At 45.9% G+C, this 16,678-nt stretch carries 12 protein-coding genes; 7 read left to right on the forward strand and 5 right to left on the reverse strand.

The window, feature by feature from the left end; all coding sequences use genetic code 11:
* Positions 1-362 precede the first annotated feature (362 nt).
* The 5 genes from uhpT to manA all read left to right on the forward strand — a co-directional run bounded on the left by uhpT (position 363) and on the right by manA (position 6,853).
* On the forward strand, positions 363-1,760 hold the full coding sequence (gene uhpT, locus OQJ86_RS04240; RefSeq protein ID WP_038870657.1) for a hexose-6-phosphate:phosphate antiporter: 1,398 nt from the start codon (positions 363-365) through the stop codon (positions 1,758-1,760).
* A 297-nt stretch (positions 1,761-2,057) separates the two neighbouring features.
* A complete protein-coding gene (gene uhpA, locus OQJ86_RS04245; RefSeq protein ID WP_005435246.1) occupies positions 2,058-2,666 on the forward strand; it encodes a transcriptional regulator UhpA in 609 nt (202 codons plus the stop codon).
* Positions 2,666-4,165: a signal transduction histidine-protein kinase/phosphatase UhpB gene (uhpB, locus tag OQJ86_RS04250; RefSeq protein WP_038877357.1), complete on the forward strand. Its 1,500-nt coding sequence runs from the start codon at positions 2,666-2,668 to the stop codon at positions 4,163-4,165. Before uhpA ends, uhpB begins: the two co-directional genes overlap by 1 nt.
* 5 nt (positions 4,166-4,170) lie before the next feature.
* Positions 4,171-5,511 (forward strand): MFS transporter, encoded by a 1,341-nt coding sequence (locus tag OQJ86_RS04255; RefSeq protein WP_038877356.1) that lies wholly within the window; start codon positions 4,171-4,173, stop codon positions 5,509-5,511.
* A 118-nt stretch (positions 5,512-5,629) separates the two neighbouring features.
* Positions 5,630-6,853, forward strand: a complete 1,224-nt coding sequence (gene manA / locus OQJ86_RS04260; RefSeq protein WP_265986663.1) for a mannose-6-phosphate isomerase, class I — start codon at positions 5,630-5,632, stop codon at positions 6,851-6,853.
* Positions 6,854-6,920: 67 nt separating this feature from the next.
* Here the strand turns inward: manA and OQJ86_RS04265 are convergent, their stop codons facing one another.
* From OQJ86_RS04265 to OQJ86_RS04280, 4 genes are read right to left on the reverse strand one after another with little or no spacing between them, the layout of a single operon-like run.
* On the reverse strand, positions 6,921-7,580 hold the full coding sequence (locus tag OQJ86_RS04265) for a potassium channel family protein (RefSeq protein WP_265986665.1): 660 nt from the start codon (positions 7,578-7,580) through the stop codon (positions 6,921-6,923).
* Entirely contained in the window at positions 7,577-8,698 is a 1,122-nt protein-coding gene (locus OQJ86_RS04270; RefSeq protein WP_265986666.1) for an AI-2E family transporter, read from the reverse strand. The genes OQJ86_RS04265 and OQJ86_RS04270 overlap by 4 nt, the downstream gene beginning before the upstream one ends.
* A gap of 29 nt (positions 8,699-8,727) precedes the next feature.
* On the reverse strand, positions 8,728-9,741 hold the full coding sequence (locus OQJ86_RS04275; protein ID WP_265986667.1) for a DUF2955 domain-containing protein: 1,014 nt from the start codon (positions 9,739-9,741) through the stop codon (positions 8,728-8,730).
* Positions 9,731-10,819, reverse strand: coding sequence for an HlyD family secretion protein (locus OQJ86_RS04280; RefSeq protein WP_265986668.1), 1,089 nt, complete (start codon positions 10,817-10,819; stop codon positions 9,731-9,733). Before OQJ86_RS04280 ends, OQJ86_RS04275 begins: the two co-directional genes overlap by 11 nt.
* Positions 10,820-10,968: 149 nt before the next feature.
* On the opposite strand from OQJ86_RS04280, the gene OQJ86_RS04285 reads away from it, so the two are divergent.
* Complete coding sequence (locus OQJ86_RS04285; protein WP_020196855.1) at positions 10,969-11,982, forward strand: helix-turn-helix domain-containing protein; 1,014 nt, start codon at positions 10,969-10,971, stop codon at positions 11,980-11,982.
* Positions 11,983-12,523: 541 nt separating this feature from the next.
* Positions 12,524-13,786, forward strand: a complete 1,263-nt coding sequence (locus OQJ86_RS04290; RefSeq protein WP_265986671.1) for a hydroxymethylglutaryl-CoA reductase — start codon at positions 12,524-12,526, stop codon at positions 13,784-13,786.
* Positions 13,787-13,910: 124 nt separating this feature from the next.
* Here the strand turns inward: OQJ86_RS04290 and OQJ86_RS04295 are convergent, their stop codons facing one another.
* Entirely contained in the window at positions 13,911-16,379 is a 2,469-nt protein-coding gene (locus OQJ86_RS04295) for a hypothetical protein (protein ID WP_265986673.1), read from the reverse strand.
* Between the last annotated feature and the right edge of the window lie 299 nt (positions 16,380-16,678).

The raw sequence follows: 16,678 nt of genomic DNA on the forward strand, positions 1-16,678 counted from the left end.
TAAATTTGCCGATGCACTGCCAGAGATTAGCATCGTTAATATAATCACCTTTCGTATCATGGCTTATTACCTTGAGAAGAAATCAGACGGTGATTTTATTTTGTGCAGTTTTTAATCCTTACCATTTTACGCCAAGGAAGAAACTAACTAGGTAACTGGATGCTTATCGCTCGAATTAAGGCTATTCCGCACAGAATGTGATGATTTTCACGCTTTCTTAATCAGCAATCGTTTTCTAGGAATTTTTCCTAGTCGATCTAAGCCCTCCTCTCATGTGGTTCAAAAGAGGACTCTCTACAATCGCCGACAGTTAAAAGAAAGCGAGCACGCAAGTGCATCACACTAATACAAGAGAGTTCACGATGTTAAGATTCCTTGAACAAGTCCGAAAGCCTACCCTCGACCTTCCTGTCGAAGCACGTAGAAAAATGTGGTTTAAGCCATTTATCCAATCTTACCTTGTGGTATTCATTGGCTACTTGACCATGTACCTGATCCGTAAAAACTTCAACGTCGCGCAAAATGACATGATCTCAACTTACGGTTTGTCGATGACAGATCTAGGTTTGATTGGTCTGGGTTTCTCGATTACTTACGGCATAGGTAAGACCGTAGTCTCCTACTACGCCGATGGTAAGAACACCAAGCAATTCCTCCCTTTTATGCTTATCCTTTCTGGTCTGGCGATGCTTGGTTTCAGCTTCAGCATGGGTGGCGGTAGCGCGAGCTTGTTCATGATGGTCGCATTCTATGCACTGAGTGGTTTCTTCCAAAGTACTGGTGGTCCTTCTAGTTACTCGACCATCACTAAGTGGACGCCGCGTAACAAGCGTGGTTCTTATCTAGGTCTTTGGAACATGTCTCACAACGTAGGTGGTGCGGGTGCCGCAGGTGTAGCTTTGTTTGGTGCAAACTACTTGTTCGACGGTCACGTAATCGGCATGTTCGTGTTCCCTTCTATTATTGCGATCATCGTTGGTTTCATTGGCATGCGCTTTGGTAACGACTCTCCAGAAGCATATGGTCTAGGTAAAGTTGAAGAGCTATTTGATGAAGCAGTCAGCGAAGAAGACGAAGCGGCTGAAGAAAATCAAATGACCAAGAAAGAAATCTTTGTTGAGTACGTACTGAAAAACAAAGTTATCTGGCTACTTTGCTTTGCAAACATCTTCCTTTACATCGTGCGTATCGGCATCGACCAATGGTCAACGGTCTACGCTTACCAAGAACTCGGTCTATCAAAAGAAACAGCAATCTCTGGCTTTACCCTATTCGAAGTGGGTGCGCTTGTGGGGACTCTGATGTGGGGTTACCTGTCTGACCTTGCGAACGGTCGCCGTGCGCTAGTGGCTTGTGTTTCTTTGGGTTTGATCATCGTATCACTTGAGTTCTACCAACACGCAACGAGCGAGTTCATGTACCTAGCGTCGCTATTTGTTCTAGGCTTCCTCGTGTTTGGTCCTCAACTGCTTATCGGTGTTGCTGCGGTTGGCTTTGTTCCTAAAAAAGCAATCAGTGTTGCAGATGGCGTAAAAGGCACATTCGCTTACCTAATTGGTGACAGTTTCGCGAAACTGGGTCTGGGTATGATTGCAGACGGCACGCCAATCTTTGGTCTAACGGGTTGGAAAGGCACGTTTGCTGCCCTAGATACCTCCGCAATGATTTGTATTGTTTTGTTGGCTTTCGTTGCTATCGCGGAAGAGAAAAAGATCCGTCAAAACAAGAAGAAGCTTGAACTCGCAGAAAACCAAGCTTAATCAAACAGCGCGCTTTGCAAGTCAAAGCGCGTTAGATCATTAAATAAACTTGGTCAATTTAGTATCATAGTAGGTTTTTATTGAGCTTAGATACCAATCGAAACAAATAGGTGTTCATTCTTGCTGGCTAAAATCACTTATAGCTTTGTTGGAGATTTTGTAGTTAGAGCAACTAGCTAACGGCAATCTCCGCCTCGCTCTAAGCGATTTTTTCTGCGCAATTTTCTAAACACTTATTTATCCCGATTGGTATTGAGCTCATTTTCGTTTGTGTATTGCTGAAGTTTGGTATTTAAGATGATTAACGTAGCGCTTGTTGATGACCATGTCATTGTTCGTTCTGGATTTGCTCAATTGCTGAGCCTTGAAACAGACATGAATGTTGTAGGTGAATTTAGCTCGGTAGCAGAAGCTCGAGTGGGATTACCTGCGTGCAAGCCAAATGTAGTTATCCTAGATATCTCGATGGCAGACGAAAGTGGGCTTACCCTACTCTCCGAAATCCCTTCTGGCATTGCTTGTGTCATGCTTAGCGTGCATGACTCTCCGGCAATGGTTGAAAAGTCACTTAAACTCGGCGCAAAAGGTTACCTAAGTAAACGTTGTAGCCCAGATGAGTTGATTCAAGCTGTAAGAACTAGCGCATCGGGCGGTTGTTATTTAACGCCGGATATTGCGTTGAAGCTGGCAACACCGAGTGACAAAGCGGCGACGCTGACTCAACTGACACGTCGTGAAAACGAAGTCTGCCAATTGCTGGCTCGTGGTTTGGATGTGAAGTCTATCGCCACTGAGCTTGGCTTAAGCCATAAAACCGTTCACGTTCACCGTGCAAACGCCATGGATAAGCTTGGCGTAAAGAACAACGTTGAGCTCGCCAAACTGTTCTCTCAAGAGTCGTTTTAATGCGTAGCTACACCATCACCTCCATTTGCGGTTTATTCATGACAGGATGCTCGTGGTTCTGTCTGTGGGTGATCGCCTATTACTTTGTGAACGATGCCGAGCTTGCGATCTTGTTGTTCCCCTTCGCGTTGCGTTTGGGGTTAACACTGCACACGCGCACAAAGTATTGGGCAACGATTTACCTTGCCGAATGGGGGCTGACCGTTGCACTCGCTCTACTTCTTGAACAGCCACAATGGTTGATGGTGTTGGTGGCCAGCGTGTTGAGTATTCCAGTGGTTTACCTTGCTAAGCGTTATTACAAAGGCGATCAGAACCAACATTTAGCGGTGATGGCGGTCGTGTTGCTCGTGACGTCTTGCATTAACGTACTTGCGGTTGGCTATCATGTTCAATCTGCCTATATGGCATGGTTAGCGAGCATTGCGGGCGGTTTGTTGGTGCTGCCGATGTGTTACTTGCTATGGAATTATCTCTTCCAAAGCCCTTGGTCACCGCTGACCTCGAACTTGTTAGCCAACGAAGTTCAATTCAAAGTTCGTCATATTCTGCTTTATAGCGTGCTGTTGATTGCCAGCATTTTGGTTCAAACCAGCTTGCCTGATGAACTGGCTCGATTTGCACCTTTCTGTATGGCGATCCCAATCATCGTCTTGGCACTGCGTTACGGTTGGCAAGGTGCACTGCTTGCGACCATGTTAAACAGTATTGCCTTGATCGCTGCACGAAGCGGTGTTTCGAATCTGGAAATCACTGACCTTCTGTTGTCCCTTTCGGCACAAACCTTAACGGGCATCATGCTCGGTTTAGCGGTGCAGAAACAAAAAGATCTTAACCAAAAACTGCGTGGCGAATTGTCGAGAAACCAAACTTTGTCCCGACAACTCATTCAAGCGGAAGAGTCGGTACGTCGTGACGTGGCAAGGGAGCTGCACGATGAGATTGGTCAGAACATCACAGCTATTCGTACCCAAGCGAGCATCATTAAGCGGGTTGATAATGCCGAAATGAACACACGCTGTGCCGACATGATCGAAAACCTATCACTCAATGTTTATGACACCACCAAACATTTGCTGAGCAAGCTACGTCCGAAAATGCTCGATGATTTGGATTTGAAAGACTCCGTTCACCAGTTAACCCGTGAAATGGAGTTCGACAATCATGGCACTCGCGTTGTGCTTGATTGGCAAGGAGACTATGAGTCTTTGGGCGACACGCTGAAAGTCACCCTATTCCGTTTGTGCCAAGAAGCGTTGAACAACGCTGCCAAATATGCGAGTGCGACGTCAATCGTTATCGAGCTGTCTATTGACGAGAACATTTCGTTGAACATCGCTGACAACGGCATTGGTTTCAAAACCGAAGACTGCATGAAAGGCATGGGCGTTCGCGGCATGCAAGAACGTGTGCAAGCGCTTGGTGGAAAAATGTATATCTACTCTTTGAACGATCATGTGGATGGTACGCAAATCGCCATCACATTACCTAAGGTGTAACGAGCATGTTTGGATTATTTCAGTCTCCGAGCTACAACCAAGCTCCCCTTAGCAAAGACCAAGTGGATGAACGTTATCGTTATTGGCGCCTGCACATCATGCTGGGCATGTATCTTGGTTATGCGGGCTTTTACTTCACTCGTAAAACCTTCAACTACGCCGCACCCGCGATGATCGCTGATTTAGGTTTAGATAAAGCCGATATCGGTATGATTGGTACGCTTTTCTACATTACCTATGGTTTATCAAAGTTTATTTCGGGCACCATTTCCGACCGTTCTAACCCTCGCTTTTTCATGGGTGTCGGTTTAATCGCGACGGGCCTTATCAATATCGCATTTGGCTTCTCTAGCTCTTTGGTTGCACTCGCAGCCCTGTGGGTGATGAACGCTTGGTTCCAAGGTTGGGGCTGGCCTTCGTGCTCTAAGTTACTTACGACGTGGTATTCGCGCTCAGAACGTGGCTTTTTGTGGGCAATTTGGAACACGGCTCATAACGTAGGTGGCGCGTTAATTCCCCTACTCGTTGGTTTTCTCACATTCCATTACAGCTGGCGAGAAGGCTTTATCGTACCGGGCGTAATCGGCGTGATTCTTGGTGTGGTTGTGTGTTGGCGTTTGCGTGATAAACCGACCACTCAAGGGCTACCAACGGTTGGTCAATGGCGAGATGACAAGTTAGAACTCGCTCAAGAAAATCACGGACAAGGTCTGAGTTATAAAGAAATCCTCAAACAGTACGTGTTCAACAACAAGTACATTTGGTTGCTCGCATTTAGCTATGTTCTGGTTTACATCGTGCGCACCGCTATCAATGACTGGGGTAACTTGTACCTAACAGAACAACATCACTACAGCCTAATCAATGCTAACGCTGCGCTGTCGATGTTTGAAATCGGTGGCTTTGTTGGTTCTCTAGTGGCTGGTTGGGGCTCGGATAAATTGTTCGGTGGTAACCGAGGCCCAATGAACCTATTGTTTGCCGCAGGTATATTCCTATCTGTCGCCGCACTGTGGTTGATGCCGTTAACCAACTTCGCGTTCCAAGCGGCGGGATTATTCTCAATTGGTTTCTTTGTGTTTGGTCCACAAATGTTGATTGGCATGGCTGCAGCGGAATGTTCACACAAAGATTCTGCTGGTGCAGCAACGGGCTTTGTTGGTTTGTTTGCTTACATGGGTGCCGCACTTTCTGGCTACCCATTGGCATTGATTCTTGAAGAATACAGCTGGACTGGATTCTTTATCACCATCTCGGTATGCGCAGCCGTTATTGGCTTGCTGTTGTTACCGTTCTTGCAGGCTCAACCTTCGAGAAAGCCGCTCGCTCCCAAGCTTAGGTTGTAGACATCTGATTGTAGAAGCGACTTCTACACCTCTTAGGGTGAGTTAACCGCTCACCCGTCCAATCTCCACTATTTTTTGCTTCCGATTCAGTTCGGAGGGTTTTCTACGGGTAAAATTCATGAATTCGAATACTATTTCATCAAAATGCTTCTTCAAAATGGACAATAAAATCCAAAACTACGACTGGGGAAGTCGCACTGCTATCCACGATTTGTTTGGTTTTGCTAACGAAGCTCAACAACCTCAAGCCGAAGTTTGGATGGGTACGCATCCGAATGGTTGCTCTATCGTTACACAAGGAAACACTACTGCTTCGAGTACAAATGTTTCATTATCAGAATTGATCAACCAGGATCCGTCAGCGTTTCTATCGCAAAGCACGGCAGAAGCCTTTGGTGATCTACCTTTCCTCTTCAAGATTCTTGCGGCGGATAAAGCCTTGTCTATTCAGGTGCACCCAAACAAGCAAGATGCGGAGCTAGGTTATGCAAAAGAACAACAGTTAGGTGTCCCGCTGAGCGCATTCAATCGTAATTACAAAGATGCCAACCATAAGCCAGAACTGGTTTACGCACTTACTGAATACCAAGCGATGAACGGCTTTCGTCCCTTTGATGAAATCATCGCTGAGTTCCGCCTGTGTTACATTCCTGAAATCAACGGCTACCTAGAACAATTTGAGCGTAATCCCAACCAAGATGGGTTGTGTCAGTTCTTCGTAGAGATTCTTTCCATGGAAGAAGCACGCAAGGTTAACGCCGTGGATCACTTATTAAGTTACGCAGCAGCCAACCAAGCACGCCCTGTGTGCGAATTGATTTTAGACCTTGCTGCTCAGTACCCGAATGACGTAGGTTTGTTTGCCCCATTACTGCTGAATGTTATTACGTTAAAACCCGGTGAAGCTATGTTCTTATGCGCAAGAACGCCTCACGCATACATTAAAGGTACTGGTCTGGAAATCATGGCGAACTCAGACAACGTACTTCGCGCTGGTTTAACACCAAAACACATGGATGTGGAAGAACTGGTTAAGTGTACCGACTTTATTCCAAAGCCAATAAATACGCTGCTAACCAAAGCAGAAATCAGAGGCTGTGAGCATCACTTCCCTGTCCCTGTACAAGACTTCAAGTTCTCTGTCTTCCAAGAGCCAAAAGATCAGCATGTCGAGATGACCAGTGCAGAAATCTTGATGCCAATCGATGCGGACGTAACGCTACTTGCAGAAAGCAGCGAAACATTGGTGCTTGGCAAAGGGCAATCGGCTTTCATTCCTGCTTATGTAGGTAACTACACAATCCGTTGCGAAGGTCGCGTCGCTCGTGCATTTAATAGCTAAGTTCATTTCCTCTTAAAACAAAAATGGCGGAGACTTTTCAGCTCCGCCATTCAAACCATTCATTTGTTTACTCACTCTGTGCTTGAGCCAAACGAATATTCACCAAACTTGCCACCATGATGGCCAAGTAAAAGCTCCCAACTATCGCCTCGAAGAAAACGAAGAACTGAGCCACTGGAACCGTTGGTGAAATGTCACCATAGCCCACCGTCGTTAATGTGATAAAGCTAAAGTACAAGGCATTAAACAAGTTCGACAGCCAAGGTTTTGCTTCTAATCCTGTGAAAGAGCTCGGGAAGAACTCCAACACCAACAAGTAAATCACCGCCCACGCAAGCCCTAATAGCAGATAGATACAAATCGAACCGATGATGTGGTTTGTCGTCACCGACTTAGTTAACACTACCTGCTTTAGCGCCGAGTATATGTGCGAGAACAAGAACACCAATAACGCACCTAGCGTCAATATGGACAGATCTAAATGCTCTAAGAACGACATCCCATAGGAGATGACGGCCACAATCAGTAACACGCCATACCATGTTCGGTTGGTCTTGTTTTTCTTATTGATACCAGCAATCGAAGCACCTAGTGTCACCACCAAAAGAGCAAGAACAAACTCCTGCCCATCTGGATAAAACTGATGCATCACAGCACAGCCGAAAAACAGCGCAATAAGTGCGAAAAACAAAAAGTAGAAGTTGTCTTCCCTGGTCATCGGTTTCATGATGCCACCTCTACTTTGTCTTCCTCCTTCGCTTTTTGGTCAATGCTCAGTGCTTTGTTTGTTTCCGCGTCATCTTCATCTAACCAGTTCACCATCAACTGGTAAGTCAGACTCAGTACCACGGCACCAACAAACAGACCAACGATACCAGACATTGCCATACCACCCAGTGCACCCAACAGTGTCACAAGCATCGGTGTGTCAGAACCACGGCTTAGAAGAACTGGTTTCAGTACCGCATCACTCGCGCTCACCAAAATACACCAAACGAGGAAGATGCCAGCAACCAGTGTTGATTCGACACTAAACACGTAAATGATCGCAGGAATCAATGCCAGAATCGGCGGCAACTGAACAATCGCAATCAGAATAACTGCAACCATCCAAAGCGCAGCAGCAGGAACGCCAACCGCGACCATACCAACACCTGCCATGACAGATTGAATCAGCGCAACGCCAATCACACCTTGAACGACACTGCGAACAGTCGACTTTGAAAGATCAATCAACGCTTCGCCTTTCTTGTTGGTGAGGCGATCAGCTAGCTTGGTAAAGCCTTTCTGGCACACTTCAGCATTGCTCATGAACGCACCAGCAATCATGGTCGAAATGATGAACTGAATGAAGCCACCACTTACCGAGCCAACAATAGATGCCACTTGAGAAAGGAAACCTTTCACTTGTTCGCCATACTTAACCAAGAAGCCTTCCATGTTGGTCGATGCGTAGTTAATCGCAACGAACAGCTTGTCGCCTATAACAGGGATCTCTTTCAAGCTTTCTTGCGGCTTGGGTACAACTAAGGTGCCATCTTGCAACCCAGTGACGACCTCTGTACCACTGGTATAAAGACCAGATGAGAGCGCGATAAGCGGGATTAAAAGTAACAGCACACCGATAGTACTGAGGAGCGCACTCGCCTTACCTTTTGAGATACCTAAGCGATTGTGAAGGGACATCATGACTGGGTACAAAGCGATGGCAATAATGCCGCCCCACACGACCAACATAATGAATGGACTGAGGATAGAGAAACACCACCAGATCAGTAACGCTACGGCTCCGATCTTGATAGCGGCGTCTATCGCCTGTTTAGAGAAATCATTTGAAGCTTTCATAGCGTTACCTTTTCACTGTCTGTTAAGTGTTATGTTTGCAAAAACTTCCATTGTCGGGTTTCCAAAAAGAGTGATGCGAGGATCATGTACGTCCCGACCAACACCAATTGGAAAATTCGGATAAATGTATTGCTGTCGATATCACCAGAGCTCATGAGCGTGCTGGCGATTAAGACAAGCAAGGTGCTGAACGCCGTGGCGAATATCGGTGCCTTTTCTGGCACGGTGTAAATCTTCTTCCCTATCACTACCGCCAATAACGCAATAAAGGCGGTGTAAAAGAATATGCTTGGCACAATGGCGAGAATCGAGAAAGCCAAGATGGCAAGTATCCCGCCGATACCGTTACTGATGATTAAGAACGCGCTTAATTTGACTGACTTCTCTGACGTAATCATCAAAGACAACAACGCGACAAACATCATGGTGAGCAGCGCTTCTGAAATCTGAAAGATAAAGAAGAAGCACACCACAGGAAACGAAATCAACATGGCTCGGAATGACGCATGCCAACGTTGTTCTTTACCAATTGGTGGAGCCGCATAACCAGCGAACTCACTGTCTGGCTCTGGTAGATAAATATGAACCAGAGCAAAAATCGCCACCGATACCGCACCGGAAATTGCCAAACCGCTCGCGAGCACAACAGAAATTGCTGGGTTATTTATTGCCATAAACGGCAACATCAACACCGCAATCAACAAAATGGTCGCGAACAAATTCCATTTGGGGTCAGTAAACAAGTAGTAACCCCATGCCATCATCAAACCGACTGCAATCAGTAGAACAATTGGGTACTGAGTAATGCCTCCTGAAAGAAGCAGCCCCAATCCCATAGTGGCAATCAATGCCAGCAGCAACTCGTAAATCGTTTCTCTATGAAGGTTTGGCTTATCGACCAAGAACTTCGCGGTAAATACCGGCGCGACAAACGCCAGTTGCCAGTTAATCCAAGCAGCGAGAAACACCGCCAGACCTACACCTATGGTGAAGCGCAGAATCCGGCGTTGAGTTGCGTTATCAATACTCAGATTATCGGACATAAGACAGTACGCTCAGTAGACGAATCCAAAGTTTGCCAAGCGTGTTGAACACGAAGTTGTCACCACTGTAGACAATCACGTCTGCTTGCCCGCCAACGCGTAGCATTCCCGTTACTTCTTGACGATCAAACTCGATAGCGATTGGTAACATTTGCGTTTGGCGTAACCAGCCTGTTTGTTGGTTGGCTTGCGCGAGCTTACCCGCTTGTTGGTTTTGTCCCCAATCGACACACCAGTCGATGCTGCTGACTTTGCCTTTGATGACTTTGCCAGGAACAAAATCTAGGGCGATTTCTACTTCATCACCAATGCTGACGTTGCCTAAACTGTTTTCACGGAAGTACGCCTCAATCCAAATGTCTCCTGTCGACACAAACGTCATGATTGGCTGACCTGCTGAAGCGTAGAAGCCTTCGGTTAAGCTGAAGTTCGAAACACCACCTTGAGTTGGCGCACGAATCACTGTACGTTCTAAGTTCAGTTGAGCTTGCTCAAGAGCCAGCAATGCCGCTTTAATTTGGCTGTTTTCTTCACCTTCTGCGCCAAGTTGTTGTTTCGCTTTTTCAAGATCCGCTTCTGCATTTACTACGTTCGCTCTCGCGGTTGCCAATGATGCTCGTGCTTTATCTGCATCCGATTTCGACACTACGCCTTTCTCTGCGATGGCAAGAACACGGTTGGCTTGCGCTTCAGTGTTTTGGCGTTCAACAATCGCGGAAGTTAATCTCGCTTGAGCCGAAGCGATTGACGCGGTTTGCGCACCAACGTTCTGCCCAGCAATTTCATAATCTGATTTGTCGAGAACGGCGAGTTCGTCACCCTCTGCAACAAGTTGGTTCGGACGAACCTTAATATCTAAAACGTTGCCAGAAACCTGAGGTTTTATCGGCACGATATAGCCTTTGACGCGTGCATTGTCAGTCACTGGAATGATGCGGTCTGACACAATGCTGAACCCGAGCATGACGACGATAAACAAAAGCAAATAGTTGGTGACCGTCTTTACTTTGTCTTTTTTATTCGTCTCTTTGTTTTCTGCCACTTCCGTTGGCTGTTTTTGTTTTTCGTTCTCGGACATGTTATCCCCTTGCCATTGAATAGATTGAACATTTTAAGAATATACCGTCCTGCTCAACCTTCAATTAATTGAATAATAAATAGCGAGCTATATCTAAAACCGTGCGTTATGCGCTAAGATAAAACAGTGATAAAGGAGTATCCGCAAAAATGCCAAATCAAACGTTTCATCTACCTGTCATTCAGACTAACTATGCTCGAATCCTAGTCGAAGTCTTTGCTGACTATGGCTTGGACAAGCATAAGCTACTTAGTGACGCTGGCTTACCTGCGGACTTATTCCAAACCGAGAGCGACTACATTCCGTCTGAATCGATAAAACGTTTAATTCATCTCACTTCTTCCCAACTTGGCGTAACGAAATTCACCGACTTATTGGTGTTAGTCTTTCGTCGCCGCGTTATACCCAATGTCTTGCATCAGTTTGTGCCATTTAAAACCATCGGCGATTCAATGCAGCACATTGATGAAATCTTCAGTTTAGACTCGCCTGGCAGTAACGTTTCTTTCGAAACCCATCATGGCCACGCTTGGTTCTGTCGATATTCGGAACAGAAAGACACTCAAATCGCTAACTGGTCTGAAGCATTTGCAGTGATTTACATCATTGAGCTCATTAGCATTTTGACCAAGACCGCTTGGTATCCAAGTAAGGTACGCCTGCAAGGCAGTAACAGCGATATCGTAAAAAGTGTTGTACCTAGCCAGTGCCAGATATTTGTGGGTCAAGAGAAGACCGGCGTTTATATTCCCGCGGACATTCTTAACGTACCAATCCAAATATCGGACTCACAGTTAGGCGCTGAACCAAGTCAGATCCAGTGGCATACAAGTTTTACCGATAGCGTGTTTGAACTCCTGCGCCCTTATGTGCGAGAGCGTAATTTGTCGATAGAAGAAGCGGCTCAGTTGCTGAGCTATTCTGTCCGAACCTTTCAAAGAAAGTTAAAGAATGAAGGCACTTCTTTTCGGCATATTAAAGAGTCATTGATGTTCTCTGTTTCTTGCGAATTGATGGAAGAAGGACACTCTCTCACTTATATATCCAATCAACTTGGCTACACCAGTATTTCGCACTTTTCGCGCGCCTTTAAAAGAGTGTCCGGGTTATCTCCTAAAGTGTATAAACAGTCGATTGCGCTGAACGCATCCAGCACTTCGTGACGTTATACTGCTCAGTCCATTTGAGGCTTGGTACTTGGTAATTGTTTGAGCTTGGCTTGCATCAGTGTTGCGAGGTCTATTTCATCACACAACACTTCTACGTCCTGAACTCGAAAGTAAGCAATCATACGTTACCCTCAATTGAAAACGTGGGGCTATTATGCCGTGGCGCAAACCAAGTTATTTACCATTTTACGCCACACAACCACATTCCAATCTCATTATTTGAAGTCTCAAATTAGAGTAGTTCGCCCACTTTGCACAATTTTTACAATAAGAAGAAATTCGGTGGTTTGTACATTGCGTTTAACTTCTCAGTCCCGCTTCCATATTAGCTTTGGTCGAATTTTCAATAACCTACTGTATTGGTTAGCCCAAATATCGGTTTTATCAGCCAATGGATAACGTTCTATCTATTGGTCAAGCCGAATGTTCATCAGTTTGAAGCGGAGCAGCCTTTTGTTGCAAAACGTATACGCGGGATTGTAATCACGTTTTGTATCACTACAATTCCAAACCAAATGAATAAAGAAACGTTTGTATGCCGAAATTAAATTTAGACAGCGCAAGGAATAGCTCTGCACTCTCTGATAATGAAACCTGCGAAAAAGTACAATCGGCATTAGAACCGAAATACCACAAGCCAGAAAAGAAACTTTGCCTCAGTGCGGGTCTGACGGAAAAGCACATTGAACGCCGTTGGAAAGTACTCGAATCGATGACGGACAAAGATCTTCTTCTGGATCCTTTCACACAATCGCATTACGACCAATACGCCAACAACATTGAACACTTTATTGGTACCGTTAACGTCCCTGTCGGTGTTGCTGGGCCTCTACGTATTAACGGCTTGTTCGCGAATGACGACTACCTAGTACCACTCGCAACAACAGAAGCCGCTCTCGTTGCCTCTTATAACCGCGGTGCGAACTTGATTACCGCAGCTGGTGGCGCAAGTACGCTTTTGATCAGCGAAGGCGTGAGTCGTACTCCCGTGTTTGGTTTCCAATCACTTGCAGAAGCAGCGCAGTTCGTAAGTTGGGTGGTCACTCAATACGATATCTTCCGTAAAGAAGCGGAATCCACCACCACGCACGGCAAGCTTAAAGACATCAACGTCAACATCGAAGGTAATCATGTTTACTTGGTGTTTGAATACGTAACTGGCGACGCATCTGGTCAGAACATGGTGACCATCGCGACACACAAAGTCTTCCATTACATTCTTGAACACAGTCCAGTCGCGCCGGTTGATGCTTATCTTGACGGTAACTTATCTGGAGATAAGAAAGCCAACGCCCACACTTTACGCTCTGTTCGCGGTAAAAAAGTCTCAGCTGAAGTGACGATTCCTGCAGCTTTGGTCCAGAAATACCTGCACACCACACCAGAGGCCATGGTGAAATTTGGCAAAATGAATACCGTTGGTGGATTGCTAAGCGGCACTATCGGTATTAATGCGCACTACGCCAATGCCCTCACCGCTCTGTACATCGCCTGCGGGCAAGATGCAGCGTGCGTTGCTGAATCTGCGGTTGGCATTACTAGAATGGATGTGGATTCTCACGGCGACCTGTATACGTCAGTCACTTTACCAAACATCATGGTTGGCACCGTTGGCGGCGGTACTGGCCTACCAACTCAAAAAGCGTGTTTGGATATACTTGGTCTGCATGGTAATGGCAAAGCAAAAACGTTAGCAGAAGTCGCTGCAGGTCTATGTTTGGCGGGCGAGCTTTCCATTGTTGGCGCATTCTGTGCCGATCATTTTTCTAGAGCGCATCATAAGCTCGCGAGAAAATAAGCTGTTGAGCCTAATTCGTTAAAACAAAAAGCCGCGCACTCGTGTTAATACAATGGGTGAGCGGCTTTTTAGTTTAAGCTCTTGTGCTTATTTCGTTATTGATGCTGCAAGCAACTTGGCTTATTTACTCAGGTTGCGGTGGTATGTGTAAATCCACAGTATCAACGAAATACGTACTCCACATCTCGTTCATACTTGTATCTGAGTACTCGTCAAAGATAATAACGGCAGCGCCATATTCACCTTTGAAGTAAGGCGCAATCAAACGGACAAAATCGTCTCCTTTGCTTAACCTTAAGTAACCTTCTGAGGTGATACTCCAATCCCAACCGAGGTTTTCAGTATTGCCATCGGCTTTCCAAGTCTCGCGATCGGCCATACCATCTTCATAGATATCCCAGAACCGAACTTCGACTCCGTTTCCTTTGCGTCTCGTCAGTCTTGAATCGACAACGTCATCCGCCGTTAATGGTTGAAGTCCGCCACAGTTTGTCAGCTCTGTCGCCAACAACGCGGCATTGACTGATTCACCAGTCGCATTGACCTCGCAGTAATCGTAACCCTCACTGCGGCTAACGCCACGGATAGACTCACCAATCACTCGCAACCAGATCGCTTGTTCAGACAGTCCTTCTTCGAGCCAACCGTCGACCAGTTCATCTAAGTCTTCAATATAAGGACCGACGTACTCAGGATAACCGGTGTAATTGTCGTTGATTAAGGTACTGTATTTTTGTCCACCATCGTTAAAGGTGTAGTCATACCCTTCAATTGCAAAGTGTTGCCATTCAACATGAGTACGAATATCTGTCTCTGACCAATAGGTTTTCACTTCGTCCCAACGGTTGAACATCATACCATCGCCATTCTCATCAACTTTCTTGACCGCGTTAGCTTCATCGAGAATATATTTGCCACCGACACTCGTTTCGATTTTCTGACCGTCGTCGTTGACACCCTTGGTATAGGTATATTCTTCCCAATAATTGACTTGGTATTCGAAGCTAACTGAACCATCCCAGTTCCAAACCGGGCCTGCTTTCATGTATGACTCGGAGCCATCGGCATTGTTCATACTTGTTGTCGTTTCATTAACTGAACCGTCTGCATCCCAATAATGCTTGATGACTTCTTTGTTACCACCATCCACATAGTCCCATCGTTCACGAACTTGCGCATAGGTAGCCGCTTCTAGAGGAACTGCAGCGTCTAGGTCGTACTCTTTAAATTCACGAGATTCGTAATCATGTCCTGCCGTTGTTTCTTCTACCTCAACCATGGTTTGAAGTAAGTCCACACCAGACATATCGCCGGCCATGACCGCTTCTGCAAACAAATCCACCGTGCTGTAGCTTAACTCGCGTTCTGGATCATTCGTAGTGACACTGTCACCACCAGAATCGGCAGGGTTGGATTCATCAACGTAACGGGTAAATTCCCACTGACCGCGAGTCTCCCCCTCATCTGCGACACCGACATCATATACATGGCTGGTGAAATCAAACTCGCCATCGAAGTTCAAGTCTGCTTTAAACGTTATCTTGGCCGTGAAAGTACCGTCATCAAGGTTCTGCACCGCTTCTTCTGTGAACGTACTGAACACCGTTTTTACGCCGGCTCGTTCATAATACTCTGTAGCCGTGGCTTGATAGGTCAACGTGTTCGCGGTTTCATCGACGATCTCCGTTTCACTGCCCTCTACCGTGAAGTCCAATGAGATGTCCATGTTGTCCGGCGTACCGTAGTAACTGTCTGTATACGAGTAATGGGTCACCTTACCATCGGGGTATTCATCTTCTAGCTCTTCGGCAACTCGCTCATCCGATACGCGTTCGTCGACTTTACTTTCAGCTAGTTCGAGAATTTCGCCTGTGTCGCCTTCAGCGATAAAATCCCCCATCAAACGGTCTTTAAGTTCTTCATCGGTCAAGGTGCTGTCTTCGAGCTCTTCTTTTAACTCGTCGACTGCATCGTCAATTGCTTGGTTCACTAGGCTTCCAAGCGCAACAAGCAGCGCTGCTATTTCCTCATCACTCAACTCATCGAGGTTTTGATCTTCCAGAACGGCGCTTACTCGAGATGTCAGCTCTTCATGAACTTGGGTAGTAAAAGGGTTGATGACCTGACCATCGAGTTCACCGTCTTCAAGATCATCAAAGTCGGCTTGTGTTAAAGGTGGCATCCCAAGAACAATGGCGTGTCCTTCTTCGGCATCTTCAAAGACCTTTTCTGCTTCATTGGCAGCGATTTTCTGCTCTAACTCTTCCATCGTGGTTGGGGGTTCAGTCCCCACATCGACAGAGGCGTTTGTTAACTGAGCCAAAATCGGCACACCTACTAAGGTGTCCTTTTGTGCTTCTGAAATTTGAAATGAATATGTACCATCAAGGCCAGTATTTGTCTGAGGTTCATCGGCGTCTGGCTCACCATCTCTATCGATGTCCATCCAGACTAAGGCGTTATAGATGTAACCATCTACGACGGTACCATTAAGTGTATACGTTTGACTGGCGCTCTCATCATTGTCATCACTGCCACACGCAGCGACCGTAGATGCAATAACAACAGCGAGCATAGTTTTGCGAGCTTCCATGTGTGCTCTCCTATCCAACATTTATGGTGCAGCTATTACCTCTCCTCTTTACTAGCTGCGGATTGAATTGTGTCGAACTTATCGACCCGGTAAATGTTAGCTATTGATCGCATTTATTTGTGCAATTTATGTACAATCGTGAGCTTATTCACGCTTTATGCAACTTAATTAATAAATCGATCAGTAAAGTAATCACTCTGGCATGTTTTTTTAGATCTAATTTCTTTAAAGGCTCACTTTAACCAAACTAAGTGATATATCAACAAGCCCACCATTGAGTGTTCGAATGATAAAAACAG

Origin of the sequence: Vibrio sp. Sgm 5, assembly GCF_026241575.1 — a bacterium.
In the GTDB taxonomy this organism is placed as follows: domain Bacteria; phylum Pseudomonadota; class Gammaproteobacteria; order Enterobacterales; family Vibrionaceae; genus Vibrio; species Vibrio jasicida.